The organism is Escherichia sp. WS3063 (genome assembly GCF_046486595.1).
GTDB classification, from domain to species: Bacteria; Pseudomonadota; Gammaproteobacteria; order Enterobacterales; family Enterobacteriaceae; genus Escherichia; species Escherichia coli.
Map to the genome: position 1 here is coordinate 94,163 of NZ_JBJQKY010000016.1, position 14,909 is coordinate 109,071.

Sequence of the window (14,909 nt, forward strand, 5' to 3'; positions counted from 1 at the left end):
TCCGATTTGGGATCCATTTTGCCGTCCTGGCGTGTGTAACCGTTTTATCAAGGAATAAGCAGTATGCGTAAAATCGCATTAATTCTTGCGATGTTGTTGATCCCGTGCGTTTCGTTTGCCGGTTTGCTGGGCAGCAGTAGCTCGACCACGCCAGTGAGCAAAGAGTATAAGCAGCAGTTGATGGGATCCCCTGTCTACATCCAGATCTTCAAGGAAGAACGTACGCTCGATCTCTACGTCAAAATGGGCGAGCAATATCAACTGCTCGACAGCTATAAAATCTGTAAATATTCCGGCGGCTTAGGGCCAAAACAGCGTCAGGGCGATTTCAAAAGCCCGGAAGGGTTTTATAGCGTCCAGCGTAATCAGTTAAAACCAGACAGCCGTTACTACAAAGCGATTAATATTGGATTCCCCAATGCCTATGACCGTGCGCATGGTTATGAAGGGAAATATCTGATGATCCACGGCGATTGTGTTTCCATCGGCTGCTACGCGATGACCAATCAGGGTATTGATGAGATCTTCCAGTTCGTTACTGGTGCGCTGGTGTTTGGTCAGCCGAGCGTGCAAGTGAGTATTTACCCGTTCCGCATGACCGACGCCAATATGAAGCGCCATAAATATTCCAACTTTAAGGACTTCTGGGAGCAACTGAAGCCGGGCTACGACTACTTTGAGCAAACCCGTAAGCCACCGACCGTTTCTGTGGTCAATGGCCGTTACGTGGTCAGCAAGCCGTTAAGCCACGAAGTTGTGCAGCCACAGCTGGCATCAAACTACACGCTCCCCGAGGCAAAATAAGCGCCATTCGCCTGGCATAATCTTTTGCCAGGTTTCATTGCCCGTCAGCGGCTGTGTTGCAATCACCGTGACCACATCATTCGGTGTGGTCTGCGAGCTGAAGTCGATTTCCACATCCTGATCCAGCAACGTTGCCACGCCAAACGGCGCGCGGCGGGTGATCCAGTGTAAATTAGTCGAGCAATACGCCATTACATAGCGTCCGTCAGAAAGCAGCATGTTGAAAACGCCCTTCTGCCGCAGTTCATCCGCCAGTGAGGCGATATATTTAAACACTGCCGCCATATTGCCCGGTGTGCGCGGGTAACGCTGCGTTAATTTATGCAGGAGCCAGCAGAAGGCTTTTTCGCTGTCGGTTTCACCGACCGGGCGGAAGTTGCCGGTTTCCAGTGATTTGTACCCCGTCAGTTGCCCGTTATGGGCATAAGTCCAGTTACGTCCCCATAACTCGCGGGTAAACGGGTGAGTATTTTCCAGCGCCACCTCGCCCCGATTGGCCTGGCGAATATGAGCCACAACCGAACAGGATTTTATCGGGTAGTCCTGGACAAGTTTGGCGATGGGGGAATTAAAGCTGGGTTGTGGATCTTTAAATGTGCGACAGCCTTTACCTTCGTAAAAGGTGATGCCCCAGCCATCTTTATGTGGCCCGGTTCCACCACCACGCTGTACAAGCCCGGTGAAACTAAAGCAGATATCAGTAGGGACGTTGGCGCTCATCCCGAGCAATTCGCACATGGGTAACCTCCACAACAGCGGGAGCGCATGGCCCCCGGCGAAGATTGATTAAAAAGTACAAAGGTGCAGGCTGTTACCCTCACCCCGGCCCTCTCCCTGAAAGGGAGAAAAGACCTTACTTAACCATCTCTTTTTCAATTAACTGGATCAGGATATGGATCACTTTAATGTGGATCTCCTGAATGCGGTCGGCATAACCAAAGTGCGGAACGCGAATTTCAATATCCGCCGTGCCAGCCATTTTGCCGCCATCTTTACCGGTCAGGGTGATCACTTTCATCCCCTTCTCACGCGCCGCTGCGATCGCTTTGATCACGTTTGCAGAGTTACCGGAGGTAGAGATCCCCAGCAGTACATCGCCTTCGCGACCTACCGCTTCAACGTAACGGGAGAAAATATCATTGAAACCAAAATCGTTACCGACGCAGGAAATATGACTAACGTCAGAAATGGCAATCGCCGGGTAGCCCGGACGGTTTTCACGGTAGCGCCCCGTCAACTCTTCAGCAAAGTGCATAGCGTCGCAATGGGAGCCGCCGTTGCCGCAAGAAAGCACTTTGCCACCGCCTTTAAAGCTGTCTGCTAACAGGACCGCCGCGCGCTGAATGGCGTGAATATTGGCGTCATCTTTTAAAAAATTAGCCAGCGTTTCCGCCGCTTCGTTCAGTTCGTTACAAATAAGATCCTGGTACATGAGGATATCCTTCAGCATAAATGTAATAGACAAAATGCAGTGTACCGGATACCGCCAAAAGCGAGAAGTACGGGCAGATGCTATGACCAGGACTTTTTGACCTGAAGTGCGGATAAAAACAGCAACAATGTGAGCTTCGTTGTAATTATATTGTAAACACATTGCTAAATGTTTTTACATCCACTACAACCATATCATCACAAGTGGTCAGACCTCCTACAAGTAAGGGGCTTTTCGTTATGATGATTTTGAGTATTCTCGCTACGGTTGTCCTGCTCGGCGCGTTGTTCTATCACCGCGTGAGCTTATTTATCAGCAGTCTGATTTTGCTCGCCTGGACAGCCGCACTCGGCGTTGCTGGTCTGTGGTCGGCGTGGGTACTGGTGCCTCTGGCCATTATCCTCGTGCCATTTAACTTTGCGCCTATGCGTAAGTCGATGATTTCCGCGCCGGTATTTCGCGGTTTCCGTAAGGTAATGCCGCCGATGTCGCGCACTGAGAAAGAAGCGATTGATGCGGGCACCACCTGGTGGGAGGGCGACTTGTTCCAGGGCAAGCCGGACTGGAAAAAGCTGCATAACTATCCGCAGCCGCGCCTGACCGCTGAAGAGCAAGCGTTTCTCGACGGTCCGGTAGAAGAAGCCTGCCGGATGGCGAATGATTTCCAGATTACCCATGAGCTGGCGGATTTGCCGCCGGAGCTGTGGGCGTATCTTAAAGAGCATCGCTTCTTCGCGATGATCATCAAAAAAGAGTACGGCGGGCTGGAGTTCTCGGCTTATGCCCAGTCTCGCGTGCTGCAAAAACTCTCCGGCGTGAGCGGGATCCTGGCGATTACCGTCGGCGTGCCAAACTCATTAGGCCCGGGTGAGCTACTGCAACATTACGGCACTGACGAGCAGAAAGATCACTATCTGCCGCGTCTGGCGCGTGGTCAGGAGATCCCTTGCTTTGCACTGACCAGCCCCGAAGCGGGTTCCGATGCGGGCGCGATTCCGGATACCGGGATTGTTTGCATGGGCGAGTGGCAGGGCCAGCAGGTGCTGGGGATGCGACTGACCTGGAACAAACGTTACATTACGCTGGCACCGATTGCGACCGTGCTTGGTCTGGCGTTTAAACTCTCCGACCCGGAAAAACTGCTGGGTGGCGCAGAAGATTTAGGTATTACCTGTGCGCTGATCCCGACCACCACGCCGGGCGTGGAAATTGGTCGTCGCCACTTCCCGCTGAACGTACCGTTCCAGAACGGACCGACGCGCGGTAAAGATGTCTTCGTGCCGATCGATTACATCATCGGCGGGCCGAAAATGGCCGGGCAAGGCTGGCGGATGCTGGTGGAGTGCCTCTCGGTAGGCCGCGGTATCACCCTGCCTTCCAACTCAACCGGCGGCGTGAAATCGGTAGCGCTGGCAACGGGTGCGTATGCGCACATCCGCCGTCAGTTCAAAATCTCTATTGGTAAGATGGAAGGGATTGAAGAGCCGCTGGCGCGTATTGCCGGAAACGCTTATGTAATGGATGCTGCGGCATCGCTGATTACCTACGGCATTATGCTCGGTGAAAAACCTGCCGTGCTGTCGGCTATCGTTAAGTATCACTGTACCCACCGTGGGCAGCAGTCGATTATTGATGCGATGGATATCACTGGTGGCAAAGGCATTATGCTCGGGCAAAGCAACTTCCTGGCCCGTGCTTACCAGGGCGCACCGATTGCCATCACCGTTGAAGGGGCTAACATTCTGACCCGCAGCATGATGATCTTCGGACAAGGAGCGATTCGTTGCCATCCGTACGTGCTGGAAGAGATGGAAGCGGCGAAGAACAATGACGTAAATGCGTTCGATAAACTGCTGTTCAAACATATCGGTCACGTCGGTAGCAACAAAGTTCGCAGCTTCTGGCTGGGCCTGACGCGCGGTTTAACCAGCAGCACGCCAACCGGCGATGCCACTAAACGCTACTATCAGCACCTGAACCGCCTGAGCGCCAACCTCGCCCTGCTTTCTGATGTCTCGATGGCGGTGCTGGGCGGCAGCCTGAAACGTCGCGAGCGTATCTCGGCCCGTCTGGGGGATATTTTAAGTCAGCTTTACCTCGCCTCTGCCGTTCTGAAGCGTTATGACGACGAAGGCCGTAATGAAGCCGACCTGCCGCTGGTGCACTGGGGCGTACAGGATGCGCTGTATCAGGCTGAACAGGCGATGGATGATTTACTGCAAAACTTCCCGAGCCGCGTGGTTGCCGGGCTGCTGAATGTGGTGATCTTCCCGACCGGACGTCATTATCTGGCACCTTCTGATAAGCTGGATCATAAGGTGGCGAAGATTTTACAAGTGCCGAACGCCACCCGTTCACGTATTGGTCGCGGTCAGTACCTGACGCCGAGCGAGCATAACCCGGTTGGTTTACTGGAAGAGGCGCTGGTGGATGTGATTGCCGCCGACCCAATTCATCAGCGGATCTGTAAAGAGCTGGGTAAAAACCTGCCGTTTACCCGTCTGGATGAACTGGCGCATAACGCGCTGGCGAAGGGGCTGATTGATAAAGATGAAGCCGCTATTCTTGTGAAAGCTGAAGAAAGCCGTCTGCGCAGTATTAATGTTGATGACTTTGATCCGGAAGAGCTTGCGACGAAGCCGGTAAAGTTGCCGGAGAAAGTGCGAAAAGTTGAAGCCGCGTAATTGAATAACGGAGCCGAAAGGCTCCGTTTCTTTATCCGCTAATTATTTAAAATTAAAGCCATCCGGATGGTTTTCCAGGCTGCCGGTCAACGCCGCGAACAGCACCGTTTTACCATCAATAGAAAGCGCATCGTTCACATTCAACCAGGTGAGTTTCTCTTGCGACGTTTTCTCATCAATGGTCGAGAACAGCCCCGTCATCTGATTAGATTTCTCGGACCACATCACAGCGATACGTTGCGAGCCACAGTCATGCGGTTTGCACGCGCTCATCACCTGATACGTCTCATCTCCCAACGTTACGGTTTGTGCAGGGGTATAAGTACCGCCTTTCATCACCCAGGCAGGCAGCTTATGCCCTTGCACCATCTGATTAAACGCAGCTTTGGTGGTTTCGCCCTTTGCAAGGCTGCTAATGGTTAAATCATCCTGCGCCATTGCACTGGTGGCGATGACCAGAGCGGCGACTGTCGTTATTGCCTTAAACATCATTCCTCCCGAGCTTATCCTGCCCATGTTATTAACCTCCTAAAGCCTGGCGATAACACGATAATTTGCAAATCAGATATTTCCAATATCAGCATTTGTTATCAATTTATTCTGCGCTAAGGCAACTGCCTGATAAGGTGTTAGAGTTATAAAACCCTTCGCATAAAGGAGTTGTACACCGTGCCTGGTTTGAAGATTACGCTTTTGCAGCAACCACTGGTGTGGATGGATGGCCCTGCCAACCTGCGCCATTTTGATCGTCAACTGGAAGGTATTACCGGGCGCGATGTGATCGTTCTACCGGAGATGTTTACCAGCGGCTTTGCCATGGAAGCGGCAGCTTCGTCGCTAGCACAAAATGACGTAGTGAACTGGATGACAGCTAAGGCGCAGCAGTGCAATGCGCTGATTGCAGGCAGTGTTGCATTACAAACGGAGTCTGGTTCGGTTAACCGCTTTTTGCTGGTTGAGCCGGGCGGCACGGTACATTTTTATGATAAGCGTCATCTGTTCCGCATGGCAGATGAGCATCTGCATTATAAAGCGGGCAATGCGCGAGTGATTGTGGAATGGCGCGGCTGGCGTATTTTGCCGCTGGTGTGCTACGACTTACGTTTTCCTGTGTGGTCGCGCAATCTCAACGATTATGACCTCGCCCTGTACGTCGCCAACTGGCCTGCTCCGCGCTCTCTGCACTGGCAGGCATTGCTGACAGCCCGCGCGATTGAGAATCAGGCGTATGTGGCGGGATGCAATCGCGTCGGCAGCGATGGCAACGGCTGCCATTATCGTGGTGACAGCAGGGTGATTAATCCACAGGGCGAGATTATCGCTACTGCCGACGCGCATCAGGCAACGCGCATTGATGCGGAGCTGTCGATGGTGGCATTGCGGGAATATAGAGAAAAGTTTCCGGCATGGCGGGATGCGGATGAATTCACATTTCGTTAGAGGGTGAATATGGCTACGAGATAAGTTTCGTGGCTATTTTTCTCTGGAACTTAAACGACGAAAGCCCGAATCAGTAATGATTCGGGCTTTCTGAATATTGGCGGAACGGACGGGACTCGAACCCGCGACCCCCTGCGTGACAGGCAGGTATTCTAACCGACTGAACTACCGCTCCGCGTTGTGTTCCGTTGGGAACGAGGCGAATATTACGGATTGCCTCACCCTTCGTCAACGGTTTTTCTCATCTTTTGAATCGTTTGCTGCAAAAATCGCCCAAGTCGCTATTTTTAGCGCCTTTTACAGGTATTTATGCCCGCCAGAGGCAGCTTCCGCCTTTCTTCTGCACCAGATCGAGACGGGCTTCATGTGCCGCAAGCTCTTCATCTGTCGCAAAAACAACGCGTAACTTACTTGCCTGACGCACAATGCGCTGAATTGTTGCTTCACCTTGTTGCTGTTGTGTCTCTCCTTCCATCGCAAAAGCCATCGACGTTTGACCACCGGTCATCGCCAGATAAACTTCCGCAAGGATCTGTGCATCGAGTAATGCCCCGTGTAGCGTTCGTTTACTGTTATCTATTTCGTAGCGGGCACATAACGCATCGAGGCTGTTGCGCTTACCAGGAAACATTTTCCTCGCCACCGCAAGGCTATCGGTGACCTTACAGAAGGTATTGGTCTTCGGAATATCGCGCTTAAGCAACGAAAACTCGTAGTCCATAAAGCCGATATCGAACGCTGCGTTATGGATCACCAACTCCGCGCCGCGGATATAGTCCATGAACTCATCGGCTACCTCGGCAAACGTGGGCTTATCGAGCAAAAATTCATCGGCAATACCATGTACGCCAAAGGCTTCCGGATCCACCAGCCGATCGGGTTTGAGATAAACATGGAAGTTATTGCCCGTCAGGCGACGGTTCACCACTTCAACGGCACCAATCTCAATGATCTTGTGGCCTTCATAGTGCGCACCAATCTGGTTCATACCGGTGGTTTCGGTATCGAGAACGATCTGGCGTGTAATTGCAGTGCTCATAGCGGTCATTTATGTCAGACTTGTCGTTTTACAGTTCGATTCAATTACAGGAAGTCTACCAGAGATGCTTAAACAGGTAGAAATTTTCACCGATGGTTCGTGTCTGGGTAATCCTGGACCTGGGGGTTACGGCGCTATTTTACGCTATCGCGGACGCGAGAAAACCTTTAGCGCAGGCTACACCCGCACCACCAACAACCGTATGGAGTTGATGGCCGCTATTGTCGCGCTGGAGGCGTTAAAAGAACATTGCGAAGTCATTTTGAGTACCGACAGCCAGTATGTCCGCCAGGGGATCACTCAGTGGATCCATAACTGGAAAAAACGTGGCTGGAAAACAGCAGACAAAAAACCAGTAAAAAATGTCGATCTCTGGCAACGTCTTGATGCTGCATTGGGGCAGCATCAAATCAAATGGGAATGGGTTAAAGGCCATGCCGGACACCCGGAAAACGAACGTTGCGATGAACTGGCTCGTGCCGCAGCGATGAATCCCACACTGGAAGATACGGGCTATCAAGTCGAAGTTTAAGCCTGTGGTTTACGACATTGCCGGGTGGCTCCAACCGCCTGGCGAATTCGTGGCTTGTTTTTACTCTGTTTCATCGGGTTTAGCGTTAAAGGAATAGTCCGTTTCCGGGCAACAATAAGTTGTAAGCAACCAAGCGCAGGAATATGCGCATTCAATAGTTTTCCTCCGTGTTTGTTCCACGGGAGAACGTGGAAACGGCTGGCGTGCAGCACTTCAAAATTCAACAAAGAGAGCCAGTCCAGTTGCCGCATCAGAGTAAACATCCGGCTGTTATAGGGCGAGGTTTTTCGCAATACCGGCACAAGTTTGCGTAATCCCATTAAACTGATGGGATTGAAGCCACTAATCACCAGCCAGCCATCATCAATCAGTACCCGATCGGCTTCACGCAATAAACGATGCGGATCGGTGCACCACGGCAAGGTATGTGCCAGTAGACAAACATCAACGGATTTATCGGCAAAAGGAAGATGAAGTGGATCTGCCTGCACCTGGACGGGCATTCCTTGCGCAGAAACATTCACTTGATGAGAAACCGCGCACGCTTCGCAATTGATTTCTGCGCTTAAATTGCCAATCTTAAGCAGATGAAAACCATACATTTTAGTGAACCACGGGTTGAGCTGGCGCTCCAGCGCCTTGCGATAAAGCTCTCCCCAGGGCAAATCGCCCCAGCAATCAGGAGCCACGACAGTTTGAGGGACTCTTGCCGGTTTCATCACAACCTTCCGTTTCACACTGAGAGGTAATCTATGAATCTTAACAGTATTCCCGCCTTTGATGACAATTACATCTGGGTTTTGAATGATGAAGCAGGTCGCTGCCTGATTGTCGATCCCGGAGACGCAGAGCCGGTATTAAAAGCCATTGCCGCCAATAACTGGCAACCAGAGGCCATATTTCTCACCCACCATCACCACGATCACGTTGGCGGCGTAAAAGAACTGGTGGAAAAGTTTCCGCAAATTGTGGTGTATGGTCCACCAGAGACACAAGATAAGGGAACAACACAGGTAGTCAAAGATGGCGAAACTGCCTTCGTTTTGGGGCATGAATTTAGTGTAATTGCCACGCCGGGTCACACTTTAGGACATATCTGTTACTTCAGTAAACCTTATCTATTTTGCGGCGACACGCTGTTTTCTGGTGGGTGTGGTCGGTTGTTTGAAGGGACAGCATCACAAATGTATCAATCACTTAAAAAGTTAAGTGCGTTACCTGACGATACATTGGTATGTTGTGCTCATGAATATACGTTATCAAATATGAAGTTTGCTTTGAGTATTCTTCCGCACGATTTGTCCATAAATGATTATTATCGTAAAGTTAAGGAGTTACGGGCAAAAAATCAAATAACACTACCCGTAATTCTGAAAAATGAGCGGCAAATTAATGTTTTTTTAAGAACGGAAGATATTGATTTAATTAATGTAATTAATGAAGAAACATTATTGCAACAACCTGAAGAGCGTTTTGCATGGTTAAGGTCAAAGAAAGATAGGTTCTGATAAAACTTTCTTGTCATCGGCTCCGTTCGCCGTTATGATCGGTCGTCTTTTAAGCAACTATTGACACACACATGAAGGCAAAAGCGATATTACTCGCCTCTGTCCTGCTCGTGGGTTGCCAGAGTACCGGCAACGTTCAACAGCACGCACAGAGCCTTTCTGCAGCTGGTCAAGGGGAAGCAGCAAAGTTTACAAGTCAGGCACGATGGATGGACGATGGGACGTCTATCGCGCCAGATGGTGACTTGTGGGCTTTCATTGGCGACGAGCTAAAGATGGGAATTCCGGAAAATGACCGGATTCGCGAACAGAAACAGAAATATTTACGCAATAAGAGCTATCTCCACGATGTAACTTTACGGGCAGAGCCGTATATGTACTGGATAGCAGGGCAAGTTAAAAAACGTAACATGCCTATGGAACTGGTACTACTACCCATAGTGGAGAGCGCTTTTGATCCTCACGCAACGTCTGGCGCCAATGCCGCAGGCATCTGGCAGATCATTCCGAGCACGGGGCGCAATTATGGTTTGAAACAGACCCGCAATTATGACGCGCGTCGCGATGTTGTTGCTTCAACAACTGCCGCGCTGAATATGATGCAGCGTCTGAACAAAATGTTTGACGGCGACTGGCTTCTGACCGTAGCGGCTTATAACAGCGGCGAAGGTCGGGTCATGAAGGCAATTAAAACGAACAAAGCGCGTGGGAAATCCACGGACTTCTGGTCGTTACCGTTGCCGCAGGAAACGAAGCAGTACGTGCCTAAAATGCTGGCATTGAGTGATATTCTCAAAAACAGCAAGCGTTATGGCGTACGTCTGCCAACGACCGATGAAAGCCGTGCTCTGGCGCGTGTGCACCTGAGTAGCCCGGTTGAAATGGCGAAGGTTGCAGATATGGCGGGGATTTCCGTCAGCAAGCTGAAGACATTCAACGCTGGCGTGAAAGGCTCCACGCTGGGCGCAAGTGGGCCGCAGTACGTGATGGTGCCAAAGAAGCATGCAGATCAACTGCGTGAATCTCTGGCTTCAGGCGAAATTGCTGCTGTACAGTCGACGCTGGTTGCCGACAATACGCCGCTTAACAGCCGTGTTTACACCGTACGCTCTGGCGACACGCTTTCAAGTATCGCTTCACGTCTCGGCGTAAGCACCAAAGATTTGCAGCAGTGGAACAAACTGCGCGGATCTAAGCTGAAGCCAGGCCAAAGTTTGACGATTGGCGCAGGCAGTAGCGCACAGCGACTGGCAAACAACAGCGATAGCATTACTTATCGTGTGCGCAAAGGCGATTCGCTTTCAAGCATTGCTAAACGCCACGGCGTGAACATCAAAGATGTGATGCGCTGGAACAGCGACACTGCGAATCTGCAACCAGGCGATAAGCTGACGTTGTTTGTGAAAAACAACAACATGCCAGATTCCTGACAAATCAGATAATCAAAAGGCACCGATTCCCCCGGTGCCTTTTTTATTTATGCCGCTTTATGTGCTTCTACCATGATGATATCACTGGTGAAAGAGCCGTCATTCTGCAAGGCAAAATACGTTCTCACCTCTGTCGATGCGCTCTGTTGGTAAATGCGAATAGCGTCTACTAACGCTTCTGGCGTACGCATTCTCGCGACCCATGAAGAAAATTCCAGCGGTAACTTATCTGTAATTAAATTATCAACTATCAGATTGGCTTCATTGATTAACGTCAACCACTCACCGCTGGCGTAGTTTCGTACGTGAGAGGTATCGCGTAATGCTTCTACCGTCTGTAACCAGACGTCGCGCACTGGGTGACCCGGAGACATTACGTCCATCACAATCAGCCTACCGCCAGGTTTCAATATCCTATTCACTTCTCGCAGTGCTGCACCAACATCATGCCAGTGATGGGCAGAATAACGGCTGATAACAATATCAAATGCGTTATCGGCAAATGGCAGACTTTCGGCATATCCCTGGCGGGTGGCGATATTTTTCAGGTGCCCGGCTTCGGCAGCTTGTGCCACGACATCCAGCATTTGGGCAGATAAGTCATACGCCACCACCGCGCTCACGTTTTGCGCAGCGACAAAGCTGGCATGCCCTGCTCCGCAGCCCATATCAAGTACGCTTGCATCAGGATAATCAGCCAGACGCACCGCCAGGCGCTGTAAATCTCGCCCGGATGCATGTACGGTACTGGTTAAATACTCACTGGCCTGCGAGCTAAACTGCTTTTCTACGTGGTCATGGTGGGATTGTGTTGTCATTGCGCTGTCCTTTTATTGTTTGATTAAAAAGGGCAGCGCCAAACGTTGGTCTGCCCTGTGGCAGACTTGACATACCTTATTTATCAGGCTTGCCGGGACTGAATTCAACGAGTAGCGGATTGTGATCGGAAGCGCGCGTAACCAGTACAGAAGCTTCGCTGACGTTCAGACCACGGTAGAAAACAAAATCGAGCGGGCGACCAAACGCCCGACGGCGCTGATCATCGGTAAAACGCACCTGGCGCAGCGACATTTCCCGCGCAAAGCGATATAACGCGTTCATCCTTCTACGGCTCCAGGCATTGAAATCTCCCGCCATAATGACCGGGCCGCTGTGGTGAGCTATCTGATCGCCAATAGGAAGTAACTGCTTACTATAGACATCCACGCCCAAACTGAAATTGACGGCGTGTATATTAACCACCATCAACAGGCGGGTGTCAGGCAATGGATAGACCGTCACCAGTGCCGACTTCGCCAGACGCAAAATGGGTTCTCGTTCACGTAACGGGCAGCAATACACTGGATGTGCCGCCGAAAGGGTCATTACGCCAGAAGGATGTTGTGGCAGCACGAAAGCGGGTACCTGATCGGCGGCAAGATAGTTAGCAGTCGCAAACTGTACTAACTCTGGCGTTGTCTGCGCTTCCTGCAATAACACCAGATGTGCATCTTTGCCGTAGTTCTTTAATACCGACAACCATTCAGCGCGTTGCTGTTTGTATATGTTCCACACCAGGATCCGAATACGCTCTTCGGTACTTAACGGTTCTCCAGGTGGTAATGCCTGGCCGATGCTCGCAAAAGACCCCGGCGGTAAGATCCTTTCCGCAGGTTGTCCGGCAACATAGCGCATGGCATAGGTGTTTTTTCGCACTTTTGACTTTGAAACCTCTATTACGTCAACTCTTCCGCACTCGGGAGGGTTCTACTGTTATAGGGATTTTAGCTCACTCTTTCAACGAGCAATTGTATATTGCTATGTAAGCAAGTGCTTACACCGGTCAGAAATTTGCTCATTATTGAGAACATTAAATCGGATGACATATCTCGCATCCTGATGGTTTAATGACAATTAAATTCAAAATATCTCTTCTATTTTGCAACAGGAGCAAAAATGAAAGCCACGTCGGAAGAACTCGCCATTTTTGTTTCAGTCGTCGAAAGCGGCAGCTTTAGCCGGGCAGCGGAACAATTAGGGCAAGCAAACTCAGCGGTAAGCCGGGCGGTGAAAAAGCTGGAGATGAAACTTGGCGTTAGCCTGCTTAATCGGACCACGCGGCAACTTAGCCTGACGGAAGAAGGCGAGCGTTATTTTCGTCGCGTACAGTCAATTTTGCAGGAGATGGCAGCGGCAGAATCAGAAATTATGGAGACGCGTAATACACCGCGTGGACTGTTACGGATCGATGCCGCAACTCCAGTGGTGCTGCACTTTCTGATGCCGTTGATTAAGCCTTTTCGTGAACGCTATCCGGAAGTCACTTTATCGCTAGTCTCCTCCGAAACGATTATTAATTTGATCGAAAGAAAAGTGGATGTCGCGATACGCGCCGGTACGTTAACGGATTCCAGCTTACGTGCCAGGCCGTTATTTAACAGTTATCGAAAAATTATCGCCTCCCCCGATTATATTTCCCGCTACGGGAAGCCAGAAACGATCGACGATTTAAAGCAACATATTTGCCTGGGATTCACTGAACCCGCTTCCCTCAATACCTGGCCGATAGCCTGTAGCGATGGACAATTACATGAGGTGAAGTACGGTTTGTCATCCAATAGTGGGGAAACACTGAAACAGCTTTGCCTGAGTGGCAACGGGATTGCGTGTTTGTCCGACTACATGATCGACAGAGAAATCGCTCGCGGAGAATTGGTGGAGTTAATGGCAGATAAAGTATTGCCAGTGGAAATGCCATTCAGTGCCGTATATTACAGCGACCGTGCGGTAAGTACACGCATCCGGGCTTTTATCGATTTCCTTAGCGAGCATGTAAAAACAGCTCCCGGAGGAGCTGTCAGAGAGGCTTAATCCCATTCAGGAGCCAGACCTTCCGGGCTAACCAGGCGGTCGTTGCAATCCAGTGCGGCGATCGCTTTTTTATCTTCGGCATCAAGCTGTAAATTTTGTGCCTTAAGATTACTTTCCAGGTTTTTACGTTTAGTAGAAGAAGGAATTACGGAGTAACCTTCCCCCATAGCCCACGCCAGAATCACTTGTGCCGGAGTCGCATTGTGTTTAGCTGCGATACGAGCAATAACCTCATCTTTCAGGGCCTTACCATACGCCAGCGTCATATAGGAAGTAATATGGATGCCGTGCTGTTTAGCCCAGGCGACCACTTTACGGTTTTGCAGATAAGGTGAGAGTTCAATCTGGTTAGTAGCGATGTTTTCAGCGCCAACAGCAGCAATCGCCTTTTCCATCAATGGGATCGTGAAGTTGGAAATACCGATCTCACGCGTCAGCCCTTGTTTTTTGGCTTCCAGCAGCGCCTGCATAAACTCTTCAACAGAGACTTCATCGTTTGGTGACGGCCAGTGGATTAGCGTCAGATCAACATAATCGATACGCAATTTTTGCAGGCTCTCTTTCAGACTCGGGATCAATTTGTCTTTGCTGAGATTTTCAATCCAGATTTTAGTGGTGATGTAGAGTTCATGACGTGGCACGCCACTTTCTGCAATCGCCTGACCTACTGCGGCTTCGTTATCATAGATTTGTGCGGTATCAATTACGCGATAACCAAGTTCAAGCGCCGTTTTCACAGATGAAATAACAACGTCGTCTTTCAGACGGAAAGTACCTAAACCAAATGCAGGGATAGCCATAATATGCCTCTTTTAATGCTATTTTCGTTAACTGAAGTGATTATGGGCTTTAGAATGTTGCGGAAAAAGGGCGTAAAACGCAGAGGATTTTTGCGATTTAAGCAATAATAGAAATATAGACGAAAAAAAACCTCGAGCGTTAACTCGAGGCTTCTTAATAAGTGGCGGAACGGACGGGACTCGAACCCGCGACCCCCTGCGTGACAGGCAGGTATTCTAACCGACTGAACTACCGCTCCACCGAATTCTTTTACAACCACCGGTTTTATGACCGGCTTACTGCTTAATTTGATGCCTGGCAGTTCCCTACTCTCGCATGGGGAGACCCCACACTACCATCGGCGCTACGGCGTTTCACTTCTGAGTTCGGCATGGGGTCAGGTGGGACCA

Annotated in this window: 15 protein-coding genes, 2 tRNA genes and 1 rRNA gene; 7 read left to right on the forward strand and 11 right to left on the reverse strand. The window is 50.4% G+C overall.

The genetic code is table 11. The features are described 5' to 3' along the window. The first annotated feature begins 63 nt into the window (after positions 1–63). Positions 64–804: a peptidoglycan meso-diaminopimelic acid protein amidase gene (dpaA, locus tag ACJHYW_RS16170; protein WP_001225679.1), complete on the forward strand. Its 741-nt coding sequence runs from the start codon at positions 64–66 to the stop codon at positions 802–804. On the opposite strand, the gene ACJHYW_RS16175 is transcribed toward dpaA, so the two are convergent. After that, positions 775–1,542 (reverse strand): class II glutamine amidotransferase, encoded by a 768-nt coding sequence (locus tag ACJHYW_RS16175; RefSeq protein ID WP_000333380.1) that lies wholly within the window; start codon positions 1,540–1,542, stop codon positions 775–777. The two genes, dpaA and ACJHYW_RS16175, sit on opposite strands and share 30 nt — an antisense overlap. A 115-nt stretch (positions 1,543–1,657) precedes the next feature. Continuing rightward, a complete protein-coding gene (lpcA, locus tag ACJHYW_RS16180; protein WP_001361926.1) occupies positions 1,658–2,236 on the reverse strand; it encodes a D-sedoheptulose 7-phosphate isomerase in 579 nt (192 codons plus the stop codon). 239 nt (positions 2,237–2,475) lie between these two features. On the opposite strand from lpcA, the gene fadE reads away from it, so the two are divergent. Beyond that, a complete protein-coding gene (gene fadE, locus ACJHYW_RS16185; RefSeq protein ID WP_000973084.1) occupies positions 2,476–4,920 on the forward strand; it encodes an acyl-CoA dehydrogenase FadE in 2,445 nt (814 codons plus the stop codon). Positions 4,921–4,962: 42 nt separating this feature from the next. On the opposite strand, the gene ivy is transcribed toward fadE, so the two are convergent. Further along, positions 4,963–5,409, reverse strand: a complete 447-nt coding sequence (gene ivy / locus ACJHYW_RS16190) for an Ivy family C-type lysozyme inhibitor (RefSeq protein ID WP_001308392.1) — start codon at positions 5,407–5,409, stop codon at positions 4,963–4,965. 180 nt (positions 5,410–5,589) lie between these two features. Here ivy and yafV point away from each other — a divergent pair, with 180 nt between their 5' ends. Beyond that, complete coding sequence (yafV, locus tag ACJHYW_RS16195) at positions 5,590–6,360, forward strand: 2-oxoglutaramate amidase (RefSeq protein ID WP_001118056.1); 771 nt, start codon at positions 5,590–5,592, stop codon at positions 6,358–6,360. Between the two features lie 98 nt (positions 6,361–6,458). On the opposite strand, the gene ACJHYW_RS16200 is transcribed toward yafV, so the two are convergent. Together ACJHYW_RS16200 and dnaQ are read right to left on the reverse strand one after the other, a co-directional pair. Next, positions 6,459–6,535: transfer RNA gene (locus ACJHYW_RS16200), tRNA-Asp, on the reverse strand. Positions 6,536–6,667: 132 nt separating this feature from the next. Then, positions 6,668–7,399: a DNA polymerase III subunit epsilon gene (dnaQ, locus tag ACJHYW_RS16205; RefSeq protein WP_001366128.1), complete on the reverse strand. Its 732-nt coding sequence runs from the start codon at positions 7,397–7,399 to the stop codon at positions 6,668–6,670. Between the two features lie 64 nt (positions 7,400–7,463). Here dnaQ and rnhA point away from each other — a divergent pair, with 64 nt between their 5' ends. Beyond that, entirely contained in the window at positions 7,464–7,931 is a 468-nt protein-coding gene (gene rnhA / locus ACJHYW_RS16210) for a ribonuclease HI (protein WP_000917883.1), read from the forward strand. Here rnhA and ACJHYW_RS16215 read toward each other — a convergent pair. Then, positions 7,928–8,650, reverse strand: a complete 723-nt coding sequence (locus ACJHYW_RS16215; protein ID WP_001295200.1) for a class I SAM-dependent methyltransferase — start codon at positions 8,648–8,650, stop codon at positions 7,928–7,930. The genes rnhA and ACJHYW_RS16215 overlap by 4 nt on opposite strands. A gap of 33 nt (positions 8,651–8,683) precedes the next feature. On the opposite strand from ACJHYW_RS16215, the gene gloB reads away from it, so the two are divergent. Continuing rightward, positions 8,684–9,439: a hydroxyacylglutathione hydrolase gene (gene gloB / locus ACJHYW_RS16220; RefSeq protein WP_001052707.1), complete on the forward strand. Its 756-nt coding sequence runs from the start codon at positions 8,684–8,686 to the stop codon at positions 9,437–9,439. A 71-nt stretch (positions 9,440–9,510) separates the two neighbouring features. Then, entirely contained in the window at positions 9,511–10,869 is a 1,359-nt protein-coding gene (gene mltD, locus ACJHYW_RS16225; RefSeq protein ID WP_000644685.1) for a murein transglycosylase D, read from the forward strand. 47 nt (positions 10,870–10,916) lie between these two features. On the opposite strand, the gene ACJHYW_RS16230 is transcribed toward mltD, so the two are convergent. Together ACJHYW_RS16230 and ACJHYW_RS16235 are read right to left on the reverse strand one after the other, a co-directional pair. Further along, positions 10,917–11,687, reverse strand: a complete 771-nt coding sequence (locus ACJHYW_RS16230) for a class I SAM-dependent methyltransferase (RefSeq protein ID WP_000211702.1) — start codon at positions 11,685–11,687, stop codon at positions 10,917–10,919. A 76-nt stretch (positions 11,688–11,763) separates the two neighbouring features. Then, positions 11,764–12,564: an endonuclease/exonuclease/phosphatase family protein gene (locus ACJHYW_RS16235; protein WP_001230983.1), complete on the reverse strand. Its 801-nt coding sequence runs from the start codon at positions 12,562–12,564 to the stop codon at positions 11,764–11,766. A 240-nt stretch (positions 12,565–12,804) separates the two neighbouring features. Between ACJHYW_RS16235 and yafC the strand changes: the two genes are divergently transcribed. Beyond that, positions 12,805–13,719 (forward strand): DNA-binding transcriptional regulator YafC, encoded by a 915-nt coding sequence (gene yafC / locus ACJHYW_RS16240; RefSeq protein WP_000648568.1) that lies wholly within the window; start codon positions 12,805–12,807, stop codon positions 13,717–13,719. Here the strand turns inward: yafC and dkgB are convergent. The 3 genes from dkgB to rrf form a co-directional block, all read right to left on the reverse strand. Next, positions 13,716–14,519, reverse strand: coding sequence for a 2,5-didehydrogluconate reductase DkgB (gene dkgB / locus ACJHYW_RS16245; protein ID WP_000997062.1), 804 nt, complete (start codon positions 14,517–14,519; stop codon positions 13,716–13,718). The two genes, yafC and dkgB, sit on opposite strands and share 4 nt — an antisense overlap. A gap of 162 nt (positions 14,520–14,681) precedes the next feature. After that, a tRNA-Asp gene (locus ACJHYW_RS16250) sits at positions 14,682–14,758 on the reverse strand. A gap of 54 nt (positions 14,759–14,812) precedes the next feature. Then, positions 14,813–14,909 (reverse strand): 5S ribosomal RNA (gene rrf / locus ACJHYW_RS16255); the annotation flags it as partial.